23 protein-coding genes are annotated in these 23,357 nt (G+C 51.2%); 18 read left to right on the plus strand and 5 right to left on the minus strand.

What is annotated here, in order from left to right:
- Nucleotides 1-2: 2 nt before the first annotated feature.
- From J2T14_RS28030 to J2T14_RS28070, 10 genes are all read left to right on the plus strand, one after another.
- On the plus strand, nucleotides 3-971 hold the full coding sequence (locus J2T14_RS28030) for an XkdQ/YqbQ family protein (protein ID WP_307476295.1): 969 nt from the start codon (nucleotides 3-5) through the stop codon (nucleotides 969-971).
- The gene (locus J2T14_RS28035) at nucleotides 971-1,312 is read left to right on the plus strand and encodes a DUF2577 domain-containing protein (protein WP_307476298.1); all 342 of its coding nucleotides are present in this window, start codon (nucleotides 971-973) and stop codon (nucleotides 1,310-1,312) included. The genes J2T14_RS28030 and J2T14_RS28035 overlap by 1 nt, the downstream gene beginning before the upstream one ends.
- A complete protein-coding gene (locus tag J2T14_RS28040; RefSeq protein ID WP_307476299.1) occupies nucleotides 1,309-1,710 on the plus strand; it encodes a DUF2634 domain-containing protein in 402 nt (133 codons plus the stop codon). Before J2T14_RS28035 ends, J2T14_RS28040 begins: the two co-directional genes overlap by 4 nt.
- Nucleotides 1,703-2,764, plus strand: coding sequence for a baseplate J/gp47 family protein (locus J2T14_RS28045; protein ID WP_307476302.1), 1,062 nt, complete (start codon nucleotides 1,703-1,705; stop codon nucleotides 2,762-2,764). The genes J2T14_RS28040 and J2T14_RS28045 overlap by 8 nt, the downstream gene beginning before the upstream one ends.
- Entirely contained in the window at nucleotides 2,757-3,326 is a 570-nt protein-coding gene (locus J2T14_RS28050; RefSeq protein ID WP_307476304.1) for a putative phage tail protein, read from the plus strand. The genes J2T14_RS28045 and J2T14_RS28050 overlap by 8 nt, the downstream gene beginning before the upstream one ends.
- A gap of 1 nt (nucleotide 3,327) precedes the next feature.
- Nucleotides 3,328-4,059 carry a hypothetical protein gene (locus J2T14_RS28055; RefSeq protein ID WP_307476306.1) on the plus strand — a complete coding sequence of 244 codons (732 nt, stop codon included), beginning with the start codon at nucleotides 3,328-3,330 and terminating at the stop codon, nucleotides 4,057-4,059.
- A 14-nt stretch (nucleotides 4,060-4,073) separates the two neighbouring features.
- Nucleotides 4,074-5,342 carry a sialidase family protein gene (locus J2T14_RS28060; RefSeq protein WP_307476309.1) on the plus strand — a complete coding sequence of 423 codons (1,269 nt, stop codon included), beginning with the start codon at nucleotides 4,074-4,076 and terminating at the stop codon, nucleotides 5,340-5,342.
- Nucleotides 5,343-5,440: 98 nt separating this feature from the next.
- Complete coding sequence (locus tag J2T14_RS31035; protein ID WP_373458220.1) at nucleotides 5,441-5,530, plus strand: hypothetical protein; 90 nt, start codon at nucleotides 5,441-5,443, stop codon at nucleotides 5,528-5,530.
- Between the two features lie 998 nt (nucleotides 5,531-6,528).
- Nucleotides 6,529-6,999, plus strand: coding sequence for a phage holin family protein (locus tag J2T14_RS28065; RefSeq protein ID WP_307476311.1), 471 nt, complete (start codon nucleotides 6,529-6,531; stop codon nucleotides 6,997-6,999).
- Nucleotides 6,986-7,741 (plus strand): peptidoglycan recognition protein family protein, encoded by a 756-nt coding sequence (locus tag J2T14_RS28070; RefSeq protein ID WP_307476313.1) that lies wholly within the window; start codon nucleotides 6,986-6,988, stop codon nucleotides 7,739-7,741. Before J2T14_RS28065 ends, J2T14_RS28070 begins: the two co-directional genes overlap by 14 nt.
- Before the next feature lie 90 nt (nucleotides 7,742-7,831).
- Here the strand turns inward: J2T14_RS28070 and J2T14_RS28075 are convergent, their stop codons facing one another.
- Entirely contained in the window at nucleotides 7,832-8,434 is a 603-nt protein-coding gene (locus tag J2T14_RS28075) for a hypothetical protein (RefSeq protein WP_307476315.1), read from the minus strand.
- A gap of 217 nt (nucleotides 8,435-8,651) precedes the next feature.
- On the opposite strand from J2T14_RS28075, the gene J2T14_RS28080 reads away from it, so the two are divergent.
- From J2T14_RS28080 to J2T14_RS28095, 4 genes are read left to right on the plus strand one after another with little or no spacing between them, the layout of a single operon-like run.
- On the plus strand, nucleotides 8,652-10,235 hold the full coding sequence (locus J2T14_RS28080) for a spore germination protein (RefSeq protein ID WP_307476317.1): 1,584 nt from the start codon (nucleotides 8,652-8,654) through the stop codon (nucleotides 10,233-10,235).
- Between the two features lie 16 nt (nucleotides 10,236-10,251).
- Nucleotides 10,252-11,445 carry a Ger(x)C family spore germination protein gene (locus J2T14_RS28085; RefSeq protein WP_307476319.1) on the plus strand — a complete coding sequence of 398 codons (1,194 nt, stop codon included), beginning with the start codon at nucleotides 10,252-10,254 and terminating at the stop codon, nucleotides 11,443-11,445.
- Nucleotides 11,446-11,478: 33 nt separating this feature from the next.
- Complete coding sequence (locus J2T14_RS28090; protein WP_307476321.1) at nucleotides 11,479-11,688, plus strand: hypothetical protein; 210 nt, start codon at nucleotides 11,479-11,481, stop codon at nucleotides 11,686-11,688.
- A 33-nt stretch (nucleotides 11,689-11,721) separates the two neighbouring features.
- A complete protein-coding gene (locus tag J2T14_RS28095; RefSeq protein WP_307476323.1) occupies nucleotides 11,722-12,837 on the plus strand; it encodes a GerAB/ArcD/ProY family transporter in 1,116 nt (371 codons plus the stop codon).
- Between the two features lie 416 nt (nucleotides 12,838-13,253).
- Here the strand turns inward: J2T14_RS28095 and J2T14_RS28100 are convergent, their stop codons facing one another.
- The 4 genes from J2T14_RS28100 to J2T14_RS28115 are packed head-to-tail and all read right to left on the minus strand — an operon-like array spanning nucleotide 13,254 to nucleotide 17,187.
- On the minus strand, nucleotides 13,254-13,718 hold the full coding sequence (locus J2T14_RS28100) for a RidA family protein (RefSeq protein WP_307476325.1): 465 nt from the start codon (nucleotides 13,716-13,718) through the stop codon (nucleotides 13,254-13,256).
- A gap of 30 nt (nucleotides 13,719-13,748) precedes the next feature.
- Nucleotides 13,749-15,353: an N-acyl-D-amino-acid deacylase family protein gene (locus tag J2T14_RS28105; protein WP_307476327.1), complete on the minus strand. Its 1,605-nt coding sequence runs from the start codon at nucleotides 15,351-15,353 to the stop codon at nucleotides 13,749-13,751.
- A gap of 31 nt (nucleotides 15,354-15,384) precedes the next feature.
- Nucleotides 15,385-16,530 carry an alanine racemase gene (locus J2T14_RS28110; protein ID WP_307476329.1) on the minus strand — a complete coding sequence of 382 codons (1,146 nt, stop codon included), beginning with the start codon at nucleotides 16,528-16,530 and terminating at the stop codon, nucleotides 15,385-15,387.
- Nucleotides 16,531-17,187, minus strand: coding sequence for a helix-turn-helix transcriptional regulator (locus J2T14_RS28115; RefSeq protein ID WP_307207531.1), 657 nt, complete (start codon nucleotides 17,185-17,187; stop codon nucleotides 16,531-16,533). It abuts the gene before it with no gap.
- A 202-nt stretch (nucleotides 17,188-17,389) separates the two neighbouring features.
- Between J2T14_RS28115 and J2T14_RS28120 the strand changes: the two genes are divergently transcribed.
- From J2T14_RS28120 to J2T14_RS28135, 4 genes are all read left to right on the plus strand, one after another.
- Nucleotides 17,390-18,397, plus strand: a complete 1,008-nt coding sequence (locus J2T14_RS28120; protein ID WP_307476331.1) for a CobW family GTP-binding protein — start codon at nucleotides 17,390-17,392, stop codon at nucleotides 18,395-18,397.
- Nucleotides 18,398-18,559: 162 nt separating this feature from the next.
- Nucleotides 18,560-19,087 carry a hypothetical protein gene (locus J2T14_RS28125; protein ID WP_307476333.1) on the plus strand — a complete coding sequence of 176 codons (528 nt, stop codon included), beginning with the start codon at nucleotides 18,560-18,562 and terminating at the stop codon, nucleotides 19,085-19,087.
- Nucleotides 19,088-19,765: 678 nt separating this feature from the next.
- Nucleotides 19,766-20,518, plus strand: coding sequence for a GDSL-type esterase/lipase family protein (locus J2T14_RS28130; RefSeq protein WP_307476334.1), 753 nt, complete (start codon nucleotides 19,766-19,768; stop codon nucleotides 20,516-20,518).
- Nucleotides 20,519-20,825: 307 nt separating this feature from the next.
- Nucleotides 20,826-23,312: an EAL domain-containing protein gene (locus J2T14_RS28135; RefSeq protein ID WP_307476336.1), complete on the plus strand. Its 2,487-nt coding sequence runs from the start codon at nucleotides 20,826-20,828 to the stop codon at nucleotides 23,310-23,312.
- Nucleotides 23,313-23,357 lie beyond the last annotated feature (45 nt).

The following is a 23,357-nucleotide window of genomic DNA, read 5'->3' on the forward strand; positions in this document are numbered from 1 at the left end:
CGATGCTGGAGATACTAATCGATAATCGCAACGGTAAGGTGTGGGATATAACGAGTATTGTTCCGTCACTGACGTACAAAACGAAACGTATCGGATCGGCATCCAGTCTTAGCTTAACCCTTATAAAGGGCAGCCTGTTCCAAAGCGACGAATTTACGGTTAATTCAGGCGATGTTATTCGCGTAATGAAGGATGGCACAGGTGTCTTTTACGGTTATGTATTCGAGATTGATTCCGGCATGGACGAGAGCGTGTCGATCACAGCCTATGACCAGATCCGATATTTGCTTGCTAATGACTCGTATGTATTCAAAAATAATACGGCGTCGGAAATCGTGAAGAAAATCGCTGACGATTTTGAACTGAGGCTCGGGACTATCTCGGATACAGGTTACAAAATCCCGTCAATGGCCGAAAAAGATAAGAAGCTGCTGGACATTATTTGCAAGGCGTTAGATTTGACGCTGATTAATGAAGGAGGGAACTTCTTTCTATACGATAATTTCGGCAAGCTGTCGCTTCGCAATATTAAGGAGATGAAGCTGGACATCGTTGTCGGCGATTGGAGTCTGATGGACGATTACGGTTATAAGCGTTCGATCGACAGCGATACGTACAACCATATTAAAGTGTTTCAAGACAATAAGAAGACGGGGAAACGGGATATTCATGTTGGTCAGGACAGCGCTAATATTGCCAAGTGGGGGCGGCTTCAGCTGTATCAGCAAGCGGATGAAAAAATGAATGAGGCGCAGATCAAGACGCTTGTCGATCAATTACTGACCTTGAAAAATCGCGAGCAGAGGACCCTTAGCATTGATGCAATTGGCGATCTGCGTGTACGCGCGGGCTGTTATATTCCCGTAGTGATTCAGGAACTCGATATTAGCCAATATTTTCTCGTGGAAGACTGTACGCATAAATTCGATGCGGATACGCATACGATGAGTCTGGAATTGAGGGTGATTTGATGGCATTGCTTGATTCGATCAAAAAAGCCGGCGCGGCAGCATACGCATCTGGCAACCCGATGGCTGTCCTAGTCGGAAAAGTAACGAGTGTAAATCCTCTGGAAGTGAACGTGGATCCACGTTTCACGCTGCCGGAGGATTTTTTGATTGTACCGGAAAGCTTAACGAAGATGGAAGTTGATCTTTCACATAGTCATAACTCATATGAAGGTTCGACTGGAGAAGCGCTGACGAATAAGGTTGTTATTCGAAAGGGGCTTGAGGCCGGCGATGCCGTGCTTCTGCTTCGCGTGCAGGGCGGACAACAATACGTAGTGCTGGATAAGGTGGTGCGCCCATGATTCCGCAAGGGACTAGCTTGTCCGAGGCGGAGCTCAGAGAGCGGACCGAGACGAGCAGAACGTATAAGCTGGATTCTGTGGGTAATCGCGTGATTGGTCTAACGGATGGGCTAGATGCGGTGAGGCAATCGGCATTCAAAATATTGCAGACAGAACGTTACCGCTTCTTCTGTTACAGTGCCGATTATGGCGTTGAACTGGAGGGACTGGTAGGTGCCGATCCGGCATTCGTCCGTTCCGAGCTTAAGCGACGGGTAAGCGAAGCGTTGCTGCAGGATGACCGGATTAGCGAAGTGAATGATTTTGTCATTGAGATCGACGGCGATGGGGCGCTTGCAGCCTTCACCGTTGTATCTGATTTTGGCAGCTTTCGAGAGGAGGTGAGGCAAAATGTATGAGAACGTAACATTTACTTCTTTGTTGCAGCGCATGTTGGATCGCGTTCCGAATGACGTCGATAAGCGTGAAGGCAGTATTATTTATGACGCTTTGGCGCCTGCGGCTGCGGAATTAGGCGAAATGTACGCGCAGTTGGATATTCAGATGGCGTTAACCTTTGGCGACACGTCCAGTGGTGAGTATCTGAGCAGGCGAACAGCCGATTTCGGGATTATAAGGCAACCGGCTACGAAAGCAAAGCGGTTGGGACGCTTTTATGGAGGGGGCGATACGCCGTTTGATATTCCGATCGGCAGTCGTTTCTCGGCTAATCAATTGAACTTCAGGGCAATTGAACGCCTTGCAGATGGTGAATATGCGCTAGAGTGTGAGTCCGTCGGGCGCAGCGGCAATGAGCCGTACGGGGCCCTGCTTCCTATTGATTACGTAAATGGGCTTGCGTCCGCTATGCTGATGGATATATTGGTGCCAGGCGAGGATGAGGAGTCGGATGATCTGCTGCGCAGCCGATTTTTTGCCGAGATTCAAAGTCCGGGTACGAGCGGCAATCAGTCCGATTACCGGAAGTGGGCACTGTCGATAGCTGGCGTGGGCGATGTCAGGGTTGAGCCGTTGTGGAACGGACCGGGTACGGTTCGTGTTGTCGTCATTGACAGCAACAAAAAGCCGGCGACTAGCCAGTTGGTGGATGACGTGCAGCAATATATTTGTCCCGTGGCGGGCACAGGAGAAGGTGTAGCGCCGATTGGAGCAAACGTAACGGTCACTGCCGCGCAGGGAGTAGCGATTAACGTTTCAGCTAGTGTTGAGCTAACAGGCACATCAAATTTGGCAACGGTGAAGATAGCTTTCAGTGAAGCATTGGAAGCCTATTTGCGTAGCATCGCTTTCTCAAGCGATCCGTCTCCTAAATACGTTCGAATCGGCTCGATGTTGCTTGACGTACCGGGCATTCACGATTTCGCGAGCTTGACGGTGAATGGCGGCGATTTAAATGTCACCGTGTTGCCTGGGCAGGTTGCCGTCATCGGGGAGGTGACCTTGAGTGAATGATTTGGCAAGTCCCATGGGACGAGAGTGGCTAGGTCATCTGCCTAGCTTTTATGAGGTCATTAAAGAGTTTCGTTTGTTAGCTGAGGCTGAAGGTGAAGAACTGGATAGCTTAGTAACGGCAATTGATGCTGGTTTTAATCAACGATTCATAGATTCTGCTACATGGGGGCTGGCGAGATGGGAGCGGGAACTTGGCATTAAGCCATCCGCAGGCCAACCCTACGATCAGCGTCGGGCCGTTATCCGCTCGAAGCTTCGCGGGACGGGGACAGTCACTGCGAGGCTGATTAAGTCGGTGGCGGAAGCTTATTCGAATGGGGTAGTTGAGGTGGCCGAGGATTACGCCGGTTATAAGGTTACAGTAACCTTTGTTTCGACGCTCGGCGTGCCTCCGAATTTAGCAGATTTGGAGAAGGTGATACGTGGCGTGTTGCCTGCCCATTTGCGAATTGAATATATGTTCATCTATATAACGTTCGGTGAGCTCGAAGACTACGGGACTACTTTCGGCACACTGGCCGGGCTTACATTCGGACAACTTGAAACGTGGGAGGGACCATAATATGCAGACGCTGCCAAGCGGAATAAAGAAACTAGAAGCGACCGATAACGCTACGGTTGCGAATTTAAATGCAAACGTTGATTTACTCGACGCGAAAATAACGAAGCTCAGCGGTATCGAGGCGGGCGCGGGAACGGCAAATAGTGCGACGGATACCGTTATAGGCAACCGAACAATTGACGATACGGTAGTTGCATCTGCGGGAGCAGACACGCCTACTCGCTTGTGGTCTAAGCTCGCAAACGTGATAAAAGGTGTTATGGGCACCGCTACTTGGTACACGCTTCCGTCAATGACAATCACAGCGATTATCACAGCGCTCGGATTAAAAGCTCCACTAGGTTCTCCATCATTAACGGGCACGCCTACAGCTCCTACGGCGGCCGCAGATACAAGTACTCAACAACTAGCGACAACTGCTTACGTTGTCGGTCAAGCGGGAACAACTACTCCGTTGGTTAACGGGACAGCGGCTGTAGGTACGTCTCCGAAATTTGCACGCCAAGATCACGTACATCCAACGGATACGACGAGAGCACCGTTAGCGAGTCCAGCGCTGATAGGAACGCCGACCGCCCCAACAGCGGCGGTAGGTACAAATACAACGCAAATAGCTACGTCAGCGTTCGCAAATGCAGCGGTTGCGGCGAAAATTACGAACAAGATCACTGTATCTACGACAGCGCCGACAAGCCCCGCCGTTAATGATATATGGATTGATACGAGCGTATAAAGGGGGCGGGCTGAATGGCTGAAATTTCATTACCGTCTGATGCTTTTTGGGGAACGTCAAAGCGAGCTATTACGACAACTGACAACGGTCATATATACATTACAGCGTCGCGTTTCAACGGGGTCACTTACTACGTAGCCCTGTACCGTTCGACAGACGGGGGTAGTACGTGGACTCTTATAAAAGATCAAATATCGAGCTCCGGGTCCGTATCTTTGCCTTATGCGGTGCATTCCTACGGGAACAGCGTCTATGTAGGCTGTACCTCTTCAAGTGGGTATGTAAATATCGGCAAGTATGATGGCGATACGGGGATATGGACGCAGTTACTTACAAACTCTTCGCTAATCACTGATGTATCTTCCATTGATATTTTGGTGTACGGGCAACAGATATATTTTGCCTGCGCATCCGGCTCAGGCACGGGAATACGCTGCCGGGTTTTATACAGTGACAATGGTGGCGGAACTTGGACAACCTACGCACCATCCGTGAATATGGCCGGTGCTCCTAACATTGCACGGGGAAGTGACGGGTGGGTATACGTTGCATATTTGCAATACGGAAATTCGACCACAGCCGATCCTCTAGTTTATTGTGCTAAACGTGACCAGTCTACAGGAACTTGGTCTGTTACTAAGACTGATATTGACTATGGCGGGGTTAACCATTTTACAGTTGGCGTCCCAAGTATCACCGTTTCATCTGACAATAAAGTGGTAATTGTTGCAACATCGGACCAAGATTCTAGTACAGGCAGCACAGTACCTAAGATTACTATATCCACTGACCACGCTTCAACATGGAGCGTACCTGTAGAGATAATAGCTTCGCAGACATGGAGTAATTCAATAGCTGTCCCACTAGCCTCCGATAATGCTGGAAATATATATATGCTTTTGCAATCGCCGTTAAATACTACTAGCAATCCTAATGGAATCAATGGTAAGTGCGTGGTCTATAAATATGACTTCAATACTTGGACGGAGTTCCTGACGTTACAAGAAACCTCGACGACTACCTATATTTACTCGGTGTTTGGGGCTATGGAACGCGAAGTCAAACTTTCCCGGCTCAGTATACTGTACGTCAAGTATGCGGCATCAGGGCAGACCCGAAATATGATCTACAATTACTTTATGTTTTCCTTTTCAAAGATCAAGCGATGGAACGGGTCGGCATGGGTTTCTGATGTGAAAGCGGTTCGTGTATGGAATGGTTCGGCGTGGGTGGCTAGTAAGCCAAAACGGTGGGACGGTTCGAACAATGTAACTGTAAAGTAGGGCAGGTGCATAGCGCTCCTACCCTTTAATAAGTCGTCAAGAGGGTAGCCGTGGAGGGGTCAACACAGCTAATCAGCGGGGCAATGTAACAGGGACTATTGGCATTACTGTTCATATCGCTGTTATTGTACCAACTACAGGAACACAAGAGTACCAAGGAGGAAGCTCGTCAGCGTGAGATAAGTTGATAACGTTTATCAACGAAATCAGCGATCAGTTTGAATCACTTGCCAAACAGTATGAGCGTAATTCCGATGATGTCCATTCGATAAAAAAGGACATATCGGCAAAGCGTAAGGAGGGATAACCTATATTAACACTAGCACAGGTTAAAGCAAAATCAGAGAGTAAAATGATCGGCTTACATTCCGTAGTCCGTTAAAGGTGCAACTGCGTTGATTGAACGTTCCTATGCCAAAGGAATCTATATGCTTTGATTATCTCTAGTAATGCGGCTGTTGCACCTTTCAACTACCAAATGAATCTGTATAAGTATTTTACCGGGAACAGATACCTGGCAGTTGCTTCACAACTTTAGGAATTCTGCTACCGTAGCTACAGTAAGTAGTCAAAACCAATATCCAGCTATCAGTTTATCTAGCCTTATAGCAGGATCAGCCCTTGGCGGTGTATAACACATTCAACATTAACTACGGTAACATTAAAGTTTGGAACGGATCGGCGTGGTTGAGCAAAATATCCGAAGTCAGGACATGGAATGGCACTGCATGGGTAACTCGAACAGTACAAAAGGCAAATAGCGGTGGCGCTTTCGCAAACATAACGGGTCTTACGTATGGATTATGTATGGCTAATAAGTTTAGACGAAAATGGTGCACGCATCATCTATAATTGGATACGGAGGGGGAGGCGCTAAAATACGCAGGTACAATTGTAAGCAACCAATTAGCCGGCACTACGGTTAAGCGGTTGTTTAGCGTTAACGTAGAGTCGGGAGCTTTCGTAGAACTCGACTTTATTGTAGAAAACATGGCGCTTGCATTCCGCGAGAAAAGTGGCGTATAAATGAACGGTCAAAATATTCTTAACGGAGGTACTGGCGTTGTCGGCGCCCAATTTGCATTCACGAAATCGCTGACGTTTTGAAGACAAACCGTTGCAACCATCAGCGTATTATAAACGCTCCGCTTCGGCGGGGCTTTTCTTTTAGGAGGGAGACAGGCGAATGAATCATATAAAAGAAGCGGTGTCTACAGTATTGATTGCAGCTATCGGAACAGGCGGCAAAGAAACCGCCCTCAGCAGCACAATCGCTGGGGCGGGGGTTATCGTGTCGGGTTGGCTCGGCGGGTGGGATAAGGCGCTGCAGGTGCTGCTTTTGCTCATGTTGGTCGACTATGTGACGGGCGTGCTAGGGGCGATTAAGACGAAGCTCATCGACAGCGAAGCGATGTTCTGGGGCGGAGTGCGCAAGATTACGGTGCTGTTCGTGATCGGTCTTGCAGCGCTGATGGACGACTGGGTGCAGCCCGGAGTCCCAATCTTCCGCACAGCGGCGGTCTACTTCTACGCTGGCAGGGAGGGTCTCTCCGTCATCGAAAATCTCGGTACGATCGGCGTACCGTTGCCAGGCAAGCTGAAGCAGTTTCTAGCGCAACTGAGCGATAAGGGAGAGACGAAGAATGGGAGCGGTTAACTACATCATAGATCACATCCCGCTCGGCACGCCTTGCAATCGCCGTCCCGCACATCCGATGCTGCAACCGACGACGATTACGGTGCATAACACGGGCAACCCATCGAGCACAGCAAGGAATGAACGGGATTGGCTTGCCAATCCAACTAACAATCGAACAGCTTCCTATCATATTGTAGTAGATGAGCATCAAGCGATCGAATGCATTCCTATTTGGGAAAATAGTTGGCATGCAGGCGACGGCAGTGTTCCGATGATCAGCGGCAATCGGACATCGATCTCTATCGAAATATGCGAGAGCGGCAACTACGAGCGGACATTGGACCAAGCAACCGAACTCGTGGCCAGGCTTTTAACTGAAAGAGGCTGGGGCATTGAACGGCTTCGCAGACATTATGACTGGTCCGGTAAAATATGTCCGCGGCTCATGTACGACAAAGGAAGGTGGACAGGCTGGTTGCAATTCAAGCAGCGGGTAACCGCCAAGCTGGCACAAACGACCATAGGGGGAGAGACGATGACGAAGGAAGAGAAGGCGCTGCTGGAGAGCATTAAGACGACCGTCCAACATTTAGCGCAGCGTGTGGAGTATCTGGAGAACAAACAAAGAATGAACATACCGGCATATGCGCAAGCGGCGGTGGAAGCCGCAGTAGGCGCTGGCCTTCTTTATGAGCCTGAAGAGAGCTCGGAGGATTTCTACCGGCTTCTAACGATTATTCACCGCAAAGGTCTAATCTGACCGAACATGAAGACCTCGTATGGTATCTACTCATTGTGTGCTTCCCTACGACTAAGCGGTTAGTATCTCGCAGTGTAGGGAAGCCGCTTTTTAGTTTGACGTATTGTATTTCCCGAAATTCAGGTCCAGAGGTCCTCCGGTTGAGCCGTGAAGAAGCAAATGCAAACGATCATCTGCATCTCTAGCTATTTCTCCGAACACTCCAGTGTAAGGGGGCAATAGTGGATCTTCATTTTTATCCAGTTTTCCATCAACATATAATTCTGCTTGTTCCTCATCATACCAGAATGAAACGGAGTCGTATCCTGCGAATTCAACGCCCAATTTGATCAACAACTCTTCACGTTCATAATAATCGGATGGCGTATTTTTCAAATAAACAACGATTTCGTCATTATCGGACGTTATTTCTTCGTAATCTAATTTTTCTCCATTCGTTAGAAGACCCAATACTTTTTCATACCATATTATCTTCTCGTTCGTCTCCTCGTTCGTTTTATCCTCCTCCTTCTCTAGATCCGTTTCCATATTCGTATTAACGCCTTCGTGTGGGCTAATTAATTGCTTCTTCGTTGACACCATTTCATTTTGTTCTAGATAGTCACCATCTGTTTTTATGTTTGCTAGATAACCCATTATAAATGCTGCAATGATTGCCGTTGCTAGAGATAGGACGAATATCGTTTTTCTCATTTCTCCATTCCTTTCAATGGCTGTTAGGTTCGATAACCCCGCTTTTGAACTTTTCCTTTTTTAACAGACGTATTCCATACGAATTTGTTTCGATTATAGCTCTTTATACACTTTGGTTTATTCGCATCGCACTTTGCTGGGAACTCCCGTCGCCGTTTATCCCTAAGCCGCAATGGTCATAATGGGTAGAGATCATGAAAATCGGAGTCGAAAGCCTATGCCGAAGCGGCCTATTCATCCAAAGAAACAGATCAATCGAACGAAGGAATCCTACCGCGAATCCGTCGAAAATCTGCCGCCGCACGAGCATACGGGCGTGCCGATCGAACCGGATGTCAAAGTCAATCTCGAACGCATATGGCTGGAGCTTGGCAAAAGCGACGATCTGGTCATACGGGAAATTCGTTTCGAGAGAAGCGAGCTGGTCGCGGCCGCGGTGATCTACATAGACGGCTTGTCCGACTCGGCTATCGTTAACAGCTATATATTCGACGTCTTGAAATATTCATTGCAAGGCAATGGCGAACAGGACGGCGACGCCGTCAACAAGACGGTTCTCGCCGAGGAGCTGCTTCACGGCATAGGTTCCATCCATACGGTCCCGGATATGGCAAGCCTTTATCGCAATATGCTCTCGGGAGAGGCCATTATACTTCTTCAAGGCAGCTGCGAGGCGTATCGCGCCGACATTCGGCAATGGAAGGGGCGCGAGGTTACCGAGTCGACGAACCAGACCTCCGTAAGGGGGCCGCGCGAAAGCTTTACCGAAACGCTGCGCATCAACACGTCGCTTGTACGCAGGAAGATCAAAGATCCGAGGCTGTGGTTGGAGACGATCTCGGTCGGGCGGGTGACGAAGACGGACGTTACGCTGATGTATTTGAACGGAATTGCCAAGCCGTCGGTCGTTGACGAGGTCAGGAATCGATTGCGAGCCATCGACATAGACGGAGTGCTCGACGGGGGCTATATCGAGGAGCTCATCGAGGATGAGAGATTCTCGTTATTCCCGACGATCTATAATACGGAGCTGCCGGATAGCGTGGCGGGGCAATTACTGGAAGGGAAAGTCGCGATCATGGTAGACGGGACGCCGAATGTGCTTGTCGTCCCATCCCAGCTGGTCGCTTTTTTTCAATCGACCGAGGATTATTACCAACGCTGGATTTACGCCAGCCTGCTGCGTATGCTGCGTTTCATCAGCGTATTTATTTCGTTGCTTCTTCCTTCCATGTATATCGCCATAACGACGTTTCATCGCGATATGCTGCCTACCTCCCTGCTCATTAGCCTCTCGGCTCAGCGGGAAGGAGTTCCTTTTCCGGCATTTGTCGAAGCGTTGCTCATGGAGATCACCTTTGAAATATTGCGGGAGGCCGGGCTTCGAATGCCCCGGGCAATCGGCCAAGCCGTTTCGGTCGTTGGCACGCTCGTTATCGGCCAAGCGGCGGTTGAAGCCGGAATCGTCTCGGCTGCGATGGTTATCGTCGTTTCGGTTACGGCCATTTCGACGTTCACGCTGCCGGCCTACAGTATGTCGATTCCGATTCGGATATTGCGTTTTCTCCTTATGGGGATGGCGGCAAGCTTCGGTCTCTTCGGCATCATCATGGGATTGTTTGTCCTGCTTCTGCATTTGTGTGCATTGCGATCCTTCGGCGAACCGTTTATGGCGCCTTTCGGTCCATTCGTAGGATCTGATAATCGGGACTCTATCCTACGTTTGCCGCGGTGGTTCAGCTTCAATCGGCCGAGCACAGCGCAGCCAAGCAACAGGACAAGGATTAGGAAGCGAAGCTGAGGAGGCATACAGGAGGATGAAACGCAAACTCTTTGGAAAAGCAGTGCTAATTCTTGTCTGTATGCTGTTACTGTCCGGCTGCTGGAGCAGGCGCGAGCTGAATGAGCTGATGATCGTGCTGGGCGTAGGCATGGATTGGGAGGACGGGGAGTACGTCGTATCGTTTCAGGTCGTCAATCCAAGCGAAATTTCGACTTTGAACCGGAGCGGGCAACGCCCTCCCACCACCTTATACCAGGGTCGAGGCAAAACGGCCTTTGAAGCTGCTCGCTCGGTCACTGCGGAAGCACCGCGTAAAGTCTACTTAGGCCACTTGCAAATGTACGTGATCGGAGAAAAGCTGGCCAGGCGGGGAATAAGCGAATTCATGGACAATACGCTGCGCGACAATGAAATGAGAATGGACTTTAATCTCGTTATTGCCAAGGGGATGAAGGCGGAAGACGTATTAAAGCTGTTTACGCCGCTCGAGCGGCTGCCGACGCAAAATATGCTTCATTCGCTCAAAACGTCTGAAAAATCATGGGCGCCAACGGTTTCCGTTAACGTGGACGATATGTTAGACATGCTTTCGTCGGAAGGAAACGAGCTTGCGATAACGGGTATTCATTTACTGGGCAGCCAGAAGAAGGCGCAGCACAAGGAAAATATAGAGACCTACCAGCCTTCCAGCCGGTACCGTTATACGGGCATTGCCGTGTTCAAAAAAGATAAATTGATCGGATGGCTGAATGAGGAGGAGAGCAAAGGCTATTCTGACATCACCGATAAGCTGGATAGTACATCGCTCGAGCTGCCATGCGGGGAACGAACCTATATCGGAATCGAGATTATTTCTTCTAGATCAAAAATTGAGATGAAGATCGTGGACGGCAAGCCCGAAGCGAATGTTTCGATCAGAACGGAAGCGAACGTCGTAGACCGGATGTGCAAAGATGTAGATTTAAGGGATCCGGCTGTACTAGAAAGATTGCAGGGTGAAATCGTGAAAGTGATGAAGGGACATGCGGAGGCATCCGTAAAAAAAGCAAAATCGCTGAAGTCCGATGTATTCGGATTCGGAAACAAGCTCGGTCAGGGTTACCCGCAATACTGGGAACGCGTGAAGGAGAATTGGAGCGACGAAGGGTTTCCGGAACTAAAGGTTAGTTACCATTTTGAAGCTTTTATCCGCAAAACGGGAACGACCGGCAATACGACGATGCAATAACTGCAACTGCAATACCTATTGGAGGGATCACGAATGTCTTCGTTAATTGGTGTCATCGCGCTCGCGGCAGCCGCGGCTTTTTTGGAATTGCCGAAGCTGATTCAGAACAAGAGGACGCGGGAGCTTATCGTGTTTTCCGTACTGTTGGTTATCGCGACTGCCTTGTACGGAGCGCTGGTCATGGAAGTGAACCTGCCGAATCCGTTCATGATTATTAAGATCATATATGGACCGTTGAAGTAAGTTGCTGGCCTAAGGATGAGGAAGGGGAGCGCCGTGAGAAAATACGAAAACGGGAAAATTACTATTCGGCAATTCACGATATTGATCGTATTGGGCACCATTGGTGACTCCATCCTCGTCATCCCGACCCTTACGGCAAACTTTGCCAAGCAGGATGCGTGGATATCGATGCTGCTTAGTTTTGTGCCGGGGCTGGCGACGGCGGTGCTTTATGGCGCGATCGCCAATAAACTGCAGGGCAAGGGGCTTATATTTGGCGCGCAGCAGGCGATGGGCAAATGGATCGGCAGTCTGGTCAGCCTGCTGTTTCTCTTTTACTTTTTTTTCTGCCATATTACGCTGACTAGCGAAATGAGCCAATTTCTAACGACGCAGATGATGCCGGAAACGCCGGTCAACGCCATCATCATCGTATTTATGACGGTCGTCATTATCGCTTACCGCTATGGCGTGGAAGCGTTTGCGCGCATGGGGGAGCTGCTTTTTCCCATATTCATGCTGCTATTTGCCTTCTTGATCGTTCTCCTGCTTCCTCAAATTGAAATGTCCAATCTGAAGCCGATCATGGCTAAAGGCTTCATGCCGGCGTTCGAGGGAATGTCGCATGCCTATGCGGTCGGCTTCAATGAGATGATCGTCCTCTTAATGATTATTCCTCGCGTTGCCGGCGGAAACAAGATGAAACCGATTCTAACAGGCTTTGCGATTGGCGGTGCCGTTTTATTCATAACCGTTTTTTTATGCGTGCTTGTGCTTGGGACAAATCTGATGGAGACAAAATATTATCCCACGTACGTGCTGGCTCAAAAAATCAACATAGGCAATTTTTTGGAGCGGATGGAGGCCATACTGGCTTTTATTTGGATTATTACGGTCTATTTTAAAACATTGCTTTATTTTTACGCTTTAGTCCAGGGGATTGCGGTGTTGATGCGACTGAAGGAGAGCGATATGCTCACGATTCCGCTTGGGATGCTGGTACTCGTCTGCTCCGTTGTCGTTACGCCCAGCACGACCAGCTATTACGATATCATCGAGAATTATTGGCCTTGGTTCGATCAGACGTTCTGCGTGGTTCTGCCGCTTCTCTTGCTGTGCTGGATTTACGCGAAGGGCATGAAGAACAACTCGGGCGGGAATACGAGTTGACGCTGCGCTTGCGGATGAGTATGACAAAGGGTGTGGGCTCCAATTAAAAATGAGCAAACGCACAATTTCTGCAATCGCCTATACCGTTTGTGCGTTTATACATAGGATACTGTACCTTAAGAAAAAGGAGATGAACAAATGAGCTATGGAGTAGCAGGTGCCAACGTCGGACACCACTGTGCACCATCTTACCCTGTTGCAGGTGTTGGAACTGGACCTTGCGGAACTGGAGTCGGCGGCGCATTCTCGAGCATAGGAATTATACTTGTACTTTTCATTCTGCTTGTCATCATATCCCGTGCTTGCCTGTTTTAGTAAACCAATGCTTGCTTGCTAATCAGTATAAATGCGTATCCGCTAATTAATGGATGATAATAAAAACCCCCAGGCGACTGGGGGTTTTGCCCTGTTCAAGATTAATCGCGAATCTCTGCGATAAGCTCGATCTCGACCGGCGTATGGAACGGAAGGTCGCTCGTCCCGATAGCGGAGCGGGCGTGCCGTCCGTTCTCGCCGAACACTTGGATGAGCAGATCGGAAGCGCCGTTCATGACGTACGGCTGGTCGCCGAAGCTCGGGGCGCTGTTGACGAAGCCGAGAATCTTCACGATCTTGACGACGCGGTCGAGATCGCCAAGGTAAGCCTTCATAGCTGCGAGCAGGTTGATAACGACTTGACGAGCCGCTTCTTGGCCTTGCTCGATCGTCAGATCGGAGCCGACCTTGCCCTCATACATGAGGATGCCGTTCATGCGGCAGTCGAAACCGGACGTGTAGATCAGATTGCCGGTTCGGTTGACCGGAATATAAGAGAACTTGGGTGCCGTCGTTTCTGGCAGCGTTATGCCGAGCTCGGAAAGCTTCTGATCGATGATGGACATGCAGGACACAGCTCCTTTTGGGGTGGGATGTTAATGCGTGCAGCAGTGCTGGGCGCGAATAAGCTGCCCTTCGCGCTTATGCGTATGCTTGCCGTTCGCAAGCGTAAGTTCTCCGGCAACGATAACGTGGGAGATGCCGGTCGGATATTGGCGCGGATCGCCGAACGTAGCCGTATCCTGGATCGCGTCGGGATCGAATACGGTTAAGTCGGCGGCATAACCGGGTACGATGAGCCCGCGCTTGCCAAGCTTGAATCGCTGCACGGGGAATGACGTTAGCTTGCGAACGGCCTGCTCCAGCGACAAGACGCGCTTCTCGCGAACATACCTCGCGAATACTCTCGGAAACGTGCCATACGTGCGCGGATGCGGCTTGCCCGTCTGGCAATAGAGACTGTCGGAGGCGATGAGCGACTTCTCGTAGCCGATGACCTGCGTCACATCGTCGTCCGACATATGGAAGTAGACAATGGCGACTTGCCCGCTCTCCTCCAGCAGCAGATCCATCATGCAATCGACGGCATGGATGCATCGCGCTTCGGCAATCTCGGAGATCGGCTTGCCTTCCAGCCCAGCGTTCGCGGCAGTCCGTACAGAGGAGACGATGACGCTGTCCCAGCCTGTAGAGCAGACGAGGTTGTCCCATGTATCTTGCTCATGGCTCAGTTCCTCCTTAATTCGTGCCCGCTGGCCAGGGTCTCGGAACGCTGCAAGCGCAGACTCGATGCCGCCCTCCAGCACCCATGGAGGGAGTATCGTCGTGAGCGTCGTCGAGCCGGCGGCATACGGATATACATCGACGGTGACATCCGTGCCGCGCGCTCTGGCTGCTTCGACCAGCTCAAGCGCTTCAAGCGCTTTGCCCCAATTGATGCGACCTGCCGCCTTCAAGTGGCTGATATGAAGCGATACGCCGGAACGCTCGGCAATCCAGATCACTTCGGCGACGGACGGCAGCAGATTATTGCCTTCGCCGCGGATATGCGTCGACAGCAGGCCGTTATACTTCTGCAGGACGCTGCATAGCTCTGCGAGCTCCTCGCGCGAGGTGTAGCTGCCCGGCGCGTAGAGCAGACCGATGGACAGCCCGATTGCCCCGGAACGCAACCCCTCCTCGAGCAGTCGCTTCATCTGCTCAAGCTCGCGTTGCGTTGCCGGGCGATTATCGAACCCCATGACCGCGATGCGCAGCGCGCCATGCGCCACATAAGTCGCGATATGCTCGGACGGTTGCGAGCGGCTGACGTAGTCCATATATTCGCCCACCGTCTGCCACGGCCACTTCCATTCGGTACTGCCGACGACAGGCTGGACGTACGCTTGAAGCTGCTCCGTGCGGCCTCGCACAAGCGGCGCCGGAGCGAGGCCGCAGTTGCCGACGACCTCGGTCGTCACGCCCTGCTGCAGCTTGATCTCGCTATGAGGATGATCGAGAATCATAAGATCGGAATGACAATGTCCGTCAATAAAGCCCGGCGAGACGACTTGCCGCGATACGTCGATGACGCTCTGCGCTTCTTGGTCGACGCTGCCTACGGCGACGATAAGCCCATTCTTCACGCCGACGTCGCCGCGGTACCAAGGATTGCCGCTGCCGTCGACGATTTTTCCGTTTTTTAATACGAGGTCCAGCATAAGGGGGATCGCCTCCAGTTACGTTCGTTCCTTATTCGAGCATGCCGCGAGCGGCAACGGGAACGCTGCGGGATCGACCGTCTTCATCGACGATGTACACGGCATTGTGCAAATTAACGGTGCTGCAAATATGGTTGGGAACGAGCCGCAGCCGATCGCCGACGCGGTATGCGCTGCTTGGATGCACGGAAATCATGCCGTGCTCCTCGTTCATGCGCGCAAGCACGGCCTCCGGATCTCCGACGACATGGGCGAAGCCTTGGAGATAGAGCGGCGGATGGCCGGGCTGCACGTCGGTCGCGAACGTTTTGCTGCCTCCGTCGATGATGACCAGATCGTCGGCGGGACGGCTGACGACCGTAGCGAGCACGGTCGCGGCGCATGCCTCAAGCGAGCATACGCCGAAGGCGGCTTGAATGCGGTCTTGATAAATGTAAGTGCCCGGCCGAATCTCGGTCACGCCTTCGATCTCGGCGGCGTAAATCGCCGTCGGCGTGGAGCCGACGCTGACGTCCTCGATGGCGATGCCGGCATCGCGAAGCAGACGAGCGGCTTCGCTCATGAGGCGGCCTTCCTCATGTCCGGCCGCTTGCAGGTCGAGCGTCGAGGCGCCGGCAAGCATCGCGCCGCGATACGTGAAGATGCCGCTTAAGCGGATACCGCCCAGCGCGGCGATTTGTTTAGCCAGCGCGATCGCAGCGTCCGCGCTTACGCCGGTGCGGTGCAGGCCGGTGTCGATCTCCAGCCGAACCTCGAGCACCGTGCTTTGCGCCAGCGCGGCTTCGGATAGGCGGGACGCGCCTTCGAGGCTGTCGACGCCGACGATTAGCCGCACGCCTGCAAGGCTGAGCCGTATGGCGCGATTAATCTTCTTCGCGCCGACCAGCGAATAGGCGATGAAGATATCGCGCATACCGCCGGCCGCCATCACTTCGGCCTCGGATACTTTGGCAACGGTAATGCCCGTCGCCCCGGCGGCGAGCTGTCGCAGCGCCAGCTCCGGCAGCTTATGCGTCTTCGCGTGAGGCCGCAGCGCCACGCCGCAGCGGGCGGCAGCTTGCGCCATCGCTTCAATATTGGCATCTATCTTCCCGTTCTCGATGACGATGCAAGGCGTCTCCAGTTCGTCGATGGCGTTAAGCGCCATTATGCTGCCTTGCGCCTCCATATCGCTCATTTACGTCAGCTCTCCTTCAGGATCATTTTGTTTGGATTCATCCAAGTAGCTGTACAACGTGTATTTGGATATGCCCAAGTAGCCGCATACTTTCTCGCCCGACTTCTTGATGAGAAAAGCGCCTTTCTGGTCCAACAGATGGATGAACCTGATCTTGTCTTCCTTGCTCATAAGCGCCGCCGGTCTTCCGACCGCCTCTTGCGTTTCCTGGATCAGCGTATCGAGCAGATCGCCGACGCTGCTGACGAACGATTCCCGTACGGGCGCAAGACCGCTGGCAGTCAGTGACTGCAGCGTCTTCTCGGCGACCATGAGATCGGTGATATCGAAGTTGATGCATAAAGCGCCGATGATTGTTCCTGCATTATTCTTAATGTACATCGAGGTGGAGCGAAGCAGCCGCCCGTCCTTCGTCTGCGTGACGTAGTTATGTCGATTGTCGCCGGCAGCCGTGCCGCGCATAATCTCAAGCCCGAGATTCGTGCCGGGATCGCCGACCTTGCGGCTCGTGACATGCCCGTTCTCGATGACGACGATCGTGCTGTCGACCGGCTTCGACCAATCATGCACGACGACCTCGCAATTGTCCCCGAATTGGGCGCCGATGCCTTGTGCCAGTTCCGTTAGAAAAGATAGCTCCTGCGATATGGATTCCATTCGTTTCCTGCCTTTCATACGTACTTTCGAACCTATGGTACTACTGGCGCCTCTAGAAATCAAACAAAAAGTTTGGGTGACTAAAAAAAAGTATGGACATACAATCTCTCGTCCGCAAAAAGATGAACAAACGTAATAATTACGATATAATGGATATGGAGATTTGCTAAAATAGCTCATTACGAAGCGGGAGTATATACATATGGAACAGAATGAACGACTTATACCCGTACATCTATTGTCCGGGTTTCTGGGCAGCGGCAAAACAACGTTGCTTACCAGAATGCTTGATTATTACAAGGAGCAAGGCATGAAGCCGGCCGTCATTATGAACGAGCTCGGCGACACGAATCTCGACGGGCAACTGCTCGGAGAGGAAGTGCCGATGGCCGAAATGCTGAGCGGCTGCATTTGCTGCTCGATCCGCGGCGATCTTGGTATGGAGATCAGCATGCTCATTGACGAGCATCAGCCTGATGTCCTATTCATCGAATCGACGGGGGCGGCGAATCCGATGGAGACGCTGGACGGCGTAACGGAAGCGGCGCTCTATAAGCCGATCGATCTGCGATCCGTCATTACCGTCGTAGACGGTCCGGAGCTGCTTGCGCGCTCGCGAAGCGGCAAAGGGCGCACGTTCAAGCTCATGCAGGAACAAATTCGGTGCGCGACCGTCCTGCTGCTCAACAAGGCGGACAAGCTCGAACCTGAGCAGCTTGTCGAGGCGCAGCAATTGTTGGGCGACGTTAACCCGCATGTACCTGCAACGGCTACCGTCCGGTGCGCAATCGATGATTGGAGCTGGCTGGAGCGGGCGATGAGCTCTAAGGCGCCGAGGACTATCCGCGAGACCGACTCGCATGAACACGAACGCGCGGAGCAGCAAACGCATGACCATGGTCACCACCATCATCATTCGCATGACCATGTCATGGTCATAACCCATTATTGGCGGGGACCGATCGGAAGCGAGGCGTTCGAGGCGCTGCTGCAGCGCCTGCCGGACAATATTTACCGGGCGAAAGGCATCGTGACGTTCACGGATGCGCCGAGCCGGTTCCTGTTCCAATATGCTTACAGGGAATCCGATTTCATGCGAATCGAGCCGCAGGGCAAAGTGAATGACGTCGCCGTGTTCATCGGCGAACACTTCGAGAAGGACTGGCTGCTGCGCGAGCTGGAGAAGTTGGAGAAGCCAGAGCAGTCATAGCAACCGGAGCAGCCGAATCAGCAACTTCGACTTCATTCGCCGCGAGTTTGTCGAAATATGCCATTTTCATGTCTATAGGATGTCGTGCTTGGGCAAAATAATCCAGTAGAGGACTGCTTCCTCTTTAGCATCACGATTCTATAGGTAGAAGGAGTGGCATACATGACAGCAAAATGGTTCGTTCCGGCGCTCGCTCTATCTGCCCTATTGTTCGCTGCCCCGGTCTGGGCGGCTTCGATTCCGGAGGCTAACGTCTCCGAGCAGCAGGCGCAAACGCCGGGAGACGCGAAGCAGGAGCATCATCATGGGCATATGACGCGCAAAGATTTCGAAGCGCATCGGCTTGAGCGGCTCAAAGAGATGGCTCAATACTTCGGCATCGAGTCTTCGGGCAAGACGGCACAGCAGCTTAAGCAGGAGCTAGAGGTTGCGAAGACGGCGAATAAGGACAAATGGGAAGCCTATAAGGCTGAGCATAAAGCGAGACGGCTGGAGCATCTCCGCGATATTGCCGCTAAGCATGGCATTAAGACAGACGGCAAGAGCGAGGAGCAGCTGCGCGAGGAGCTGTACAAGATTCATGGCGGCAGAAGCAAAGGCCATGTCGAGCAGCCTTCCGGCGGCTGGCATATCCATGAACATGAGCATAAGCAACAACAGCAAAACGAGGATACGAAGCAGCAGCAATAACATCCGGATAGAGGCCTGTTCTAAATCCGCGAATAGAAGAGGTGGCTGTCACAAAAGCAGGTTCGCTCACTTTGCAGACAGCTTGCCTAATTCTAAAAAATGTGAAAATAAAGAAAAGGCGGGGTATGGGAGATTATCCATGCATCGCCTTTTCTCGATTTCAATCCATCCGGGAAAGTTTCGAATTCCGAACGAAAGGTTCGATATGAACTCTTCATTGAGTAATCATCAATGGACTTTCGTTGATCGATGATTTTCTATAGACAGAATATCGGCTTCGCAAAATGGCCCAGTACCTTGTAGGTACTGGGTTTGTTCGTATGGGTATATTACGATGCCGGTATTCGATATACCTAGTGACGTAAAGGACGGGAAGCAGGGGTGCTGCCCCTATATGCTTGCAGGTCTCCGGTAACAGCTCGGCAGAAGCAATCGACAGATTATCACGTTAGGAGCATGGACTCTTACGTATTCGGCGGCTTGCCGAAAAATATTCAGGTACACCGTCATCACCTCAGTACATGAGATGACCGCCAAACCAATATAATATAGGGTCTTGACGGTTTGAATGGACCGCTTATGAAGAAGACTGATTACGATGTCATTATTATCGGAGCCGGAGCGGCCGGGGAGGCTATTTTGCTCGAATGGAGATCGAATTCCGGTTAGAAAGAAGGAATGGTATTGCTTCCGCCTAAACAAAGAACGCCCATTATTAGACCTGGAACCTTCTCGTTTATTGCCGCGGCCGATCGTTTGCGGTCCGTCTACGACGGCTACAATGAACAACTTCTCTCACATCCTATCGCAGTTGATTTTGATTTTATCGGAGAATCGATCACGCAGTATTGGGATTTACAAGTCTATTTTCATTCAGCGGGCAAGTTTATCATTAATCGAGGGATTGCGGGAGACGTTACGCCGACGATGTTACGGCGTTTTCCGGCAGACGTCATTCAGTTAAAACCTAAATATGTTCACATTTTAGGGGGAACAAACAATACCTGGAGGCTGGATGCCGTTGAAGGGGACCAGAGAAGAACCCCCGGACAAATCTATGATGAAATTTTAAAGGATTTTACGATGATGGTACGGCTGGCCAGGAGCAACGGTATAATGCCGATAGTCGGTTCGAGCCTTCCTTCGGGCAGAAACATTCCTTGCTTTCATTTTGAACCCATTATTCAATGCCCCAATTGCAGCAGCGACACCCGAAACGAATTACTCGCCGCTTCGAATATCGCGCTCAAAAAAATGACTAGTCACGAAGGAGCAATCTATATCGATTATCACGCCCAGTTAGTTGGTCCCGACGGAAAAACATTGCGGCCGGAACTGGCCGATGATTCCCTGCATCCTAATGTACTTGGCTATAACATCATGGCGGCCGTATTGCGCAGAAGTTTGTTAAAATATGGTATTGTCATTTAACGTCCGGAGACGGGCTCCTAAGAGAAGTAAGGAGCTCTATTTGGTTTGCCGATATTAAAACTTTAGCGCTTCGTCCTGATCCGCATCCGAAAGCAAGGCAGCTTTACGTGTTGATTGCCAATTGCTCGACTGATTCTGCAACCAAAAGCAGCTATAAACCAACGCGGTTTTTGTCGATTATTTTACATGGAAACTTATTCAATTAGCATTGTACTGTCTATAATTTGTCAAGTATACTAGACCCATATCATATTTTGGCAAATAACGTCGATTTATGCTTGTCCAATTTGGAGGGACTGATAGAGTAGTGAGGAAGATTCGATTAAGCATCGCTCAGAAGCTGGTCATATCCTTGGGGATGCTTATACTCCTTTCATTCGTCATATTGGTCTCTGCCCACCTCGGCAAGCTTTACGATACGAATCTAAGGGAAAGCGAGCTGCTCGCCCGGACCGAGTCCATGGCTTACTCCCATCGGTTCGCGAACAATCTCGATGAGACGATCGCGGTTCTCGAGACGTTAAGATCGATCATGGATCAGATGCGCGAGGATCAAGCGCAAAATCGCGATTATATCGTCCGCGTCCTGCAAAAGGTGCTGGAAGAGCACCCGAATGTGCTTGGCGTCTATACGCTATGGGAGCCGAACGCTTTCGACGGCAAGGACGCGCTTCATCGAAGCAAGCTTAGCTATGACGACGAGACCGGACGCTTCATTCCGTACGCGGTTCGCACGGGAGATGCTATTGAGGTGCTGCCTCTCCAGAACTACGAGGATGAGGTCGAAGGCGCGTACTATCAAATTCCGAAACGGACGAAACGTTTTTCGCTTATAGAGCCTTATATGTATGAAGTTGAAGGCAAGCAAATACCGATGACCTCGCTCGTGCTGCCGATTCTAGACGGACAAGGCGAATATTTGGGAATGGTGGGCGCCGACATCTCCCTTGAGGTCGTTCAGGCGCAAGTCGAGAAAATTCATCCGCTTGGGGGCTATGCGAATATCGTTACATCGGGGAATCGTTATCTCGCTAACGGTCTCAATCCCGAGCTTGTCATGAAACCTTATGTTGCATGGCCGGGCGAGGATGGAGACATGCTTCCGAGAAGCGCTAAGCCCGAGCTTAGATACACGTCGGATGTAGAGCTGTCCGGACAAGTGTTCAGGTTGTTTTATCCGATTCCGATCATGGATGAGATGTGGCATTTCGAGACGGTTATCCCGAAGGACAATATGCTGACGGACTTCCATAAGAGCTTGGTCGACTCCATCTCCATTACGGTCGGGGCGCTCTTCCTGATGTCGTTTATTATCCTTTATTTGGTACGCGTCATTATACTGGAGAACATTCGCAAGGTCATTCAGGTTACGAGCGCTGTCGCGGCTGGCAGCATGGACCATAAGCTCGATATTCAGTCGAACGACGAATTCGAATATATGGCGGATCAATTCAACAAAATGATCGATCACCGCATCGAAACGGAGCGATTGATCGAGTATCAGGCGACGCATGATTTGCTGACCGGACTGCCGAATCGCAACGCCTACCATCGATATATCGAAAATATAATGGCTTCCGGAATGCCGCGCCCCGAAGGTCATTTCGTGCTGCTGTTCATCGATCTGGACCGCTTCAAGGTCATTAACGACACGCTCGATTACGGAAGCGGCGATAAGCTGCTGAAGCAGATTGCCGACCGGATCGTGAAAGCGATCGGGGCGCGGGGCAAAGTGTTCCGCTTCGGCGGCGACGAGTTCATTGCCCTGTTGGAGAACGTCAATCATCTGCATCGGACGCTGATGCTGGCGGAAGACGTTCTGACGGCGATTGCCGAGCAAATCGTCATTAACGAGCGGATGTTCTACATAACGGCGAGCATCGGGATAGGCATTAAGAGCGAGATGAAACCGGATACGGGCGATCAGCTCGTGAAGGAAGCGGATATTGCCATGTACGTAGCGAAGAAGGAACGGAACACGTCCAAAATGTATTCGCCGTCCATGAACGATGTGCCGAAGAAGGAGCTTATGCTTGAGAACAGCCTGTACAAGGCGCTTGAGCATGGCCAATTCACCTTGTTCTATCAGCCGAAGATCGAGATGACGACGGGCAGAATTTATGGCGCGGAAGCACTCATTCGTTGGAAGCATCCGGAATTCGGCATGGTATCGCCGCTTGATTTTATCCCGATTGCCGAGAAAACGGGCTTCATCATTCCGCTTGGGGAATGGGTGCTTCATACGGCATGCCAGCAAATTCGCGAATGGGAGCGAATGGGGATGACCGGCATGTCGGTCAGCGTCAACATGTCGATGCTGCAATTCCAGCAGAAGCATATCGTACATACGATTGAACGGATTATATCCGATGCCGGAATAAGGCCGCAGCAGATCGAGCTGGAGATTACGGAGTCGATCTTCATGGATAATGCGGTGCATACGCTCAAAGTGCTGCATGAGCTGCAGAACCTCGGCGTGAAGCTGTCGCTGGACGATTTTGGCACGGGTTATTCCTCGCTAAGCTATCTGCAAAATATTCCGCTGCATACGCTTAAGCTCGACAAATCGTTTATTAGCGACATCGTGTCCGACTTCAAGAAGCAGATGATCTTCAAGTCGCTGATCGTCATTGCCCATAACCTGAACTTGAAAGTCGTAACCGAGGGCGTCGAGACGCAAGAGGAGCTTAGCATTATACGCGAGCATAAATGCGATGCCGTTCAAGGCTACATTTATAGTCCGCCGGTGCCGGCTGCCCGTTTCGCGGAAATCTATTTGGAGCATAATCGATAGTCGATAGTTGCACGCTTGGAATGCCGTCTTGCAGAAGACGGTATT

The sequence above is a fragment of the Paenibacillus harenae genome (assembly GCF_030812415.1).
In the GTDB taxonomy this organism is placed as follows: domain Bacteria; phylum Bacillota; class Bacilli; order Paenibacillales; family Paenibacillaceae; genus Pristimantibacillus; species Pristimantibacillus harenae_A.

Excerpts from the sequence above, each read along its gene's own strand:
- J2T14_RS28030 (WP_307476295.1), top strand. The coding sequence starts at position 3 with ATGCTGGAGATACTAATCGATAATCGCAACGGTAAGGTGTGGGATATA.
- J2T14_RS28035 (WP_307476298.1), top strand. The coding sequence starts at position 971 with ATGGCATTGCTTGATTCGATCAAAAAAGCCGGCGCGGCAGCATACGCA.
- J2T14_RS28040 (WP_307476299.1), top strand. The coding sequence starts at position 1,309 with ATGATTCCGCAAGGGACTAGCTTGTCCGAGGCGGAGCTCAGAGAGCGG.
- J2T14_RS28045 (WP_307476302.1), top strand. The coding sequence starts at position 1,703 with ATGTATGAGAACGTAACATTTACTTCTTTGTTGCAGCGCATGTTGGAT.
- J2T14_RS28055 (WP_307476306.1), top strand. The coding sequence starts at position 3,328 with ATGCAGACGCTGCCAAGCGGAATAAAGAAACTAGAAGCGACCGATAAC.
- J2T14_RS28060 (WP_307476309.1), top strand. The coding sequence starts at position 4,074 with ATGGCTGAAATTTCATTACCGTCTGATGCTTTTTGGGGAACGTCAAAG.
- J2T14_RS28065 (WP_307476311.1), top strand. The coding sequence starts at position 6,529 with ATGAATCATATAAAAGAAGCGGTGTCTACAGTATTGATTGCAGCTATC.
- J2T14_RS28070 (WP_307476313.1), top strand. The coding sequence starts at position 6,986 with ATGGGAGCGGTTAACTACATCATAGATCACATCCCGCTCGGCACGCCT.
- J2T14_RS28075 (WP_307476315.1), bottom strand. The coding sequence starts at position 8,434 with ATGAGAAAAACGATATTCGTCCTATCTCTAGCAACGGCAATCATTGCA.
- J2T14_RS28080 (WP_307476317.1), top strand. The coding sequence starts at position 8,652 with ATGCCGAAGCGGCCTATTCATCCAAAGAAACAGATCAATCGAACGAAG.
- J2T14_RS28085 (WP_307476319.1), top strand. The coding sequence starts at position 10,252 with ATGAAACGCAAACTCTTTGGAAAAGCAGTGCTAATTCTTGTCTGTATG.
- J2T14_RS28090 (WP_307476321.1), top strand. The coding sequence starts at position 11,479 with ATGTCTTCGTTAATTGGTGTCATCGCGCTCGCGGCAGCCGCGGCTTTT.
- J2T14_RS28100 (WP_307476325.1), bottom strand. The coding sequence starts at position 13,718 with ATGTCCATCATCGATCAGAAGCTTTCCGAGCTCGGCATAACGCTGCCA.
- J2T14_RS28105 (WP_307476327.1), bottom strand. The coding sequence starts at position 15,353 with ATGCTGGACCTCGTATTAAAAAACGGAAAAATCGTCGACGGCAGCGGC.
- J2T14_RS28110 (WP_307476329.1), bottom strand. The coding sequence starts at position 16,530 with ATGAGCGATATGGAGGCGCAAGGCAGCATAATGGCGCTTAACGCCATC.
- J2T14_RS28115 (WP_307207531.1), bottom strand. The coding sequence starts at position 17,187 with ATGGAATCCATATCGCAGGAGCTATCTTTTCTAACGGAACTGGCACAA.
- J2T14_RS28120 (WP_307476331.1), top strand. The coding sequence starts at position 17,390 with ATGGAACAGAATGAACGACTTATACCCGTACATCTATTGTCCGGGTTT.
- J2T14_RS28125 (WP_307476333.1), top strand. The coding sequence starts at position 18,560 with ATGACAGCAAAATGGTTCGTTCCGGCGCTCGCTCTATCTGCCCTATTG.
- J2T14_RS28130 (WP_307476334.1), top strand. The coding sequence starts at position 19,766 with ATGGTATTGCTTCCGCCTAAACAAAGAACGCCCATTATTAGACCTGGA.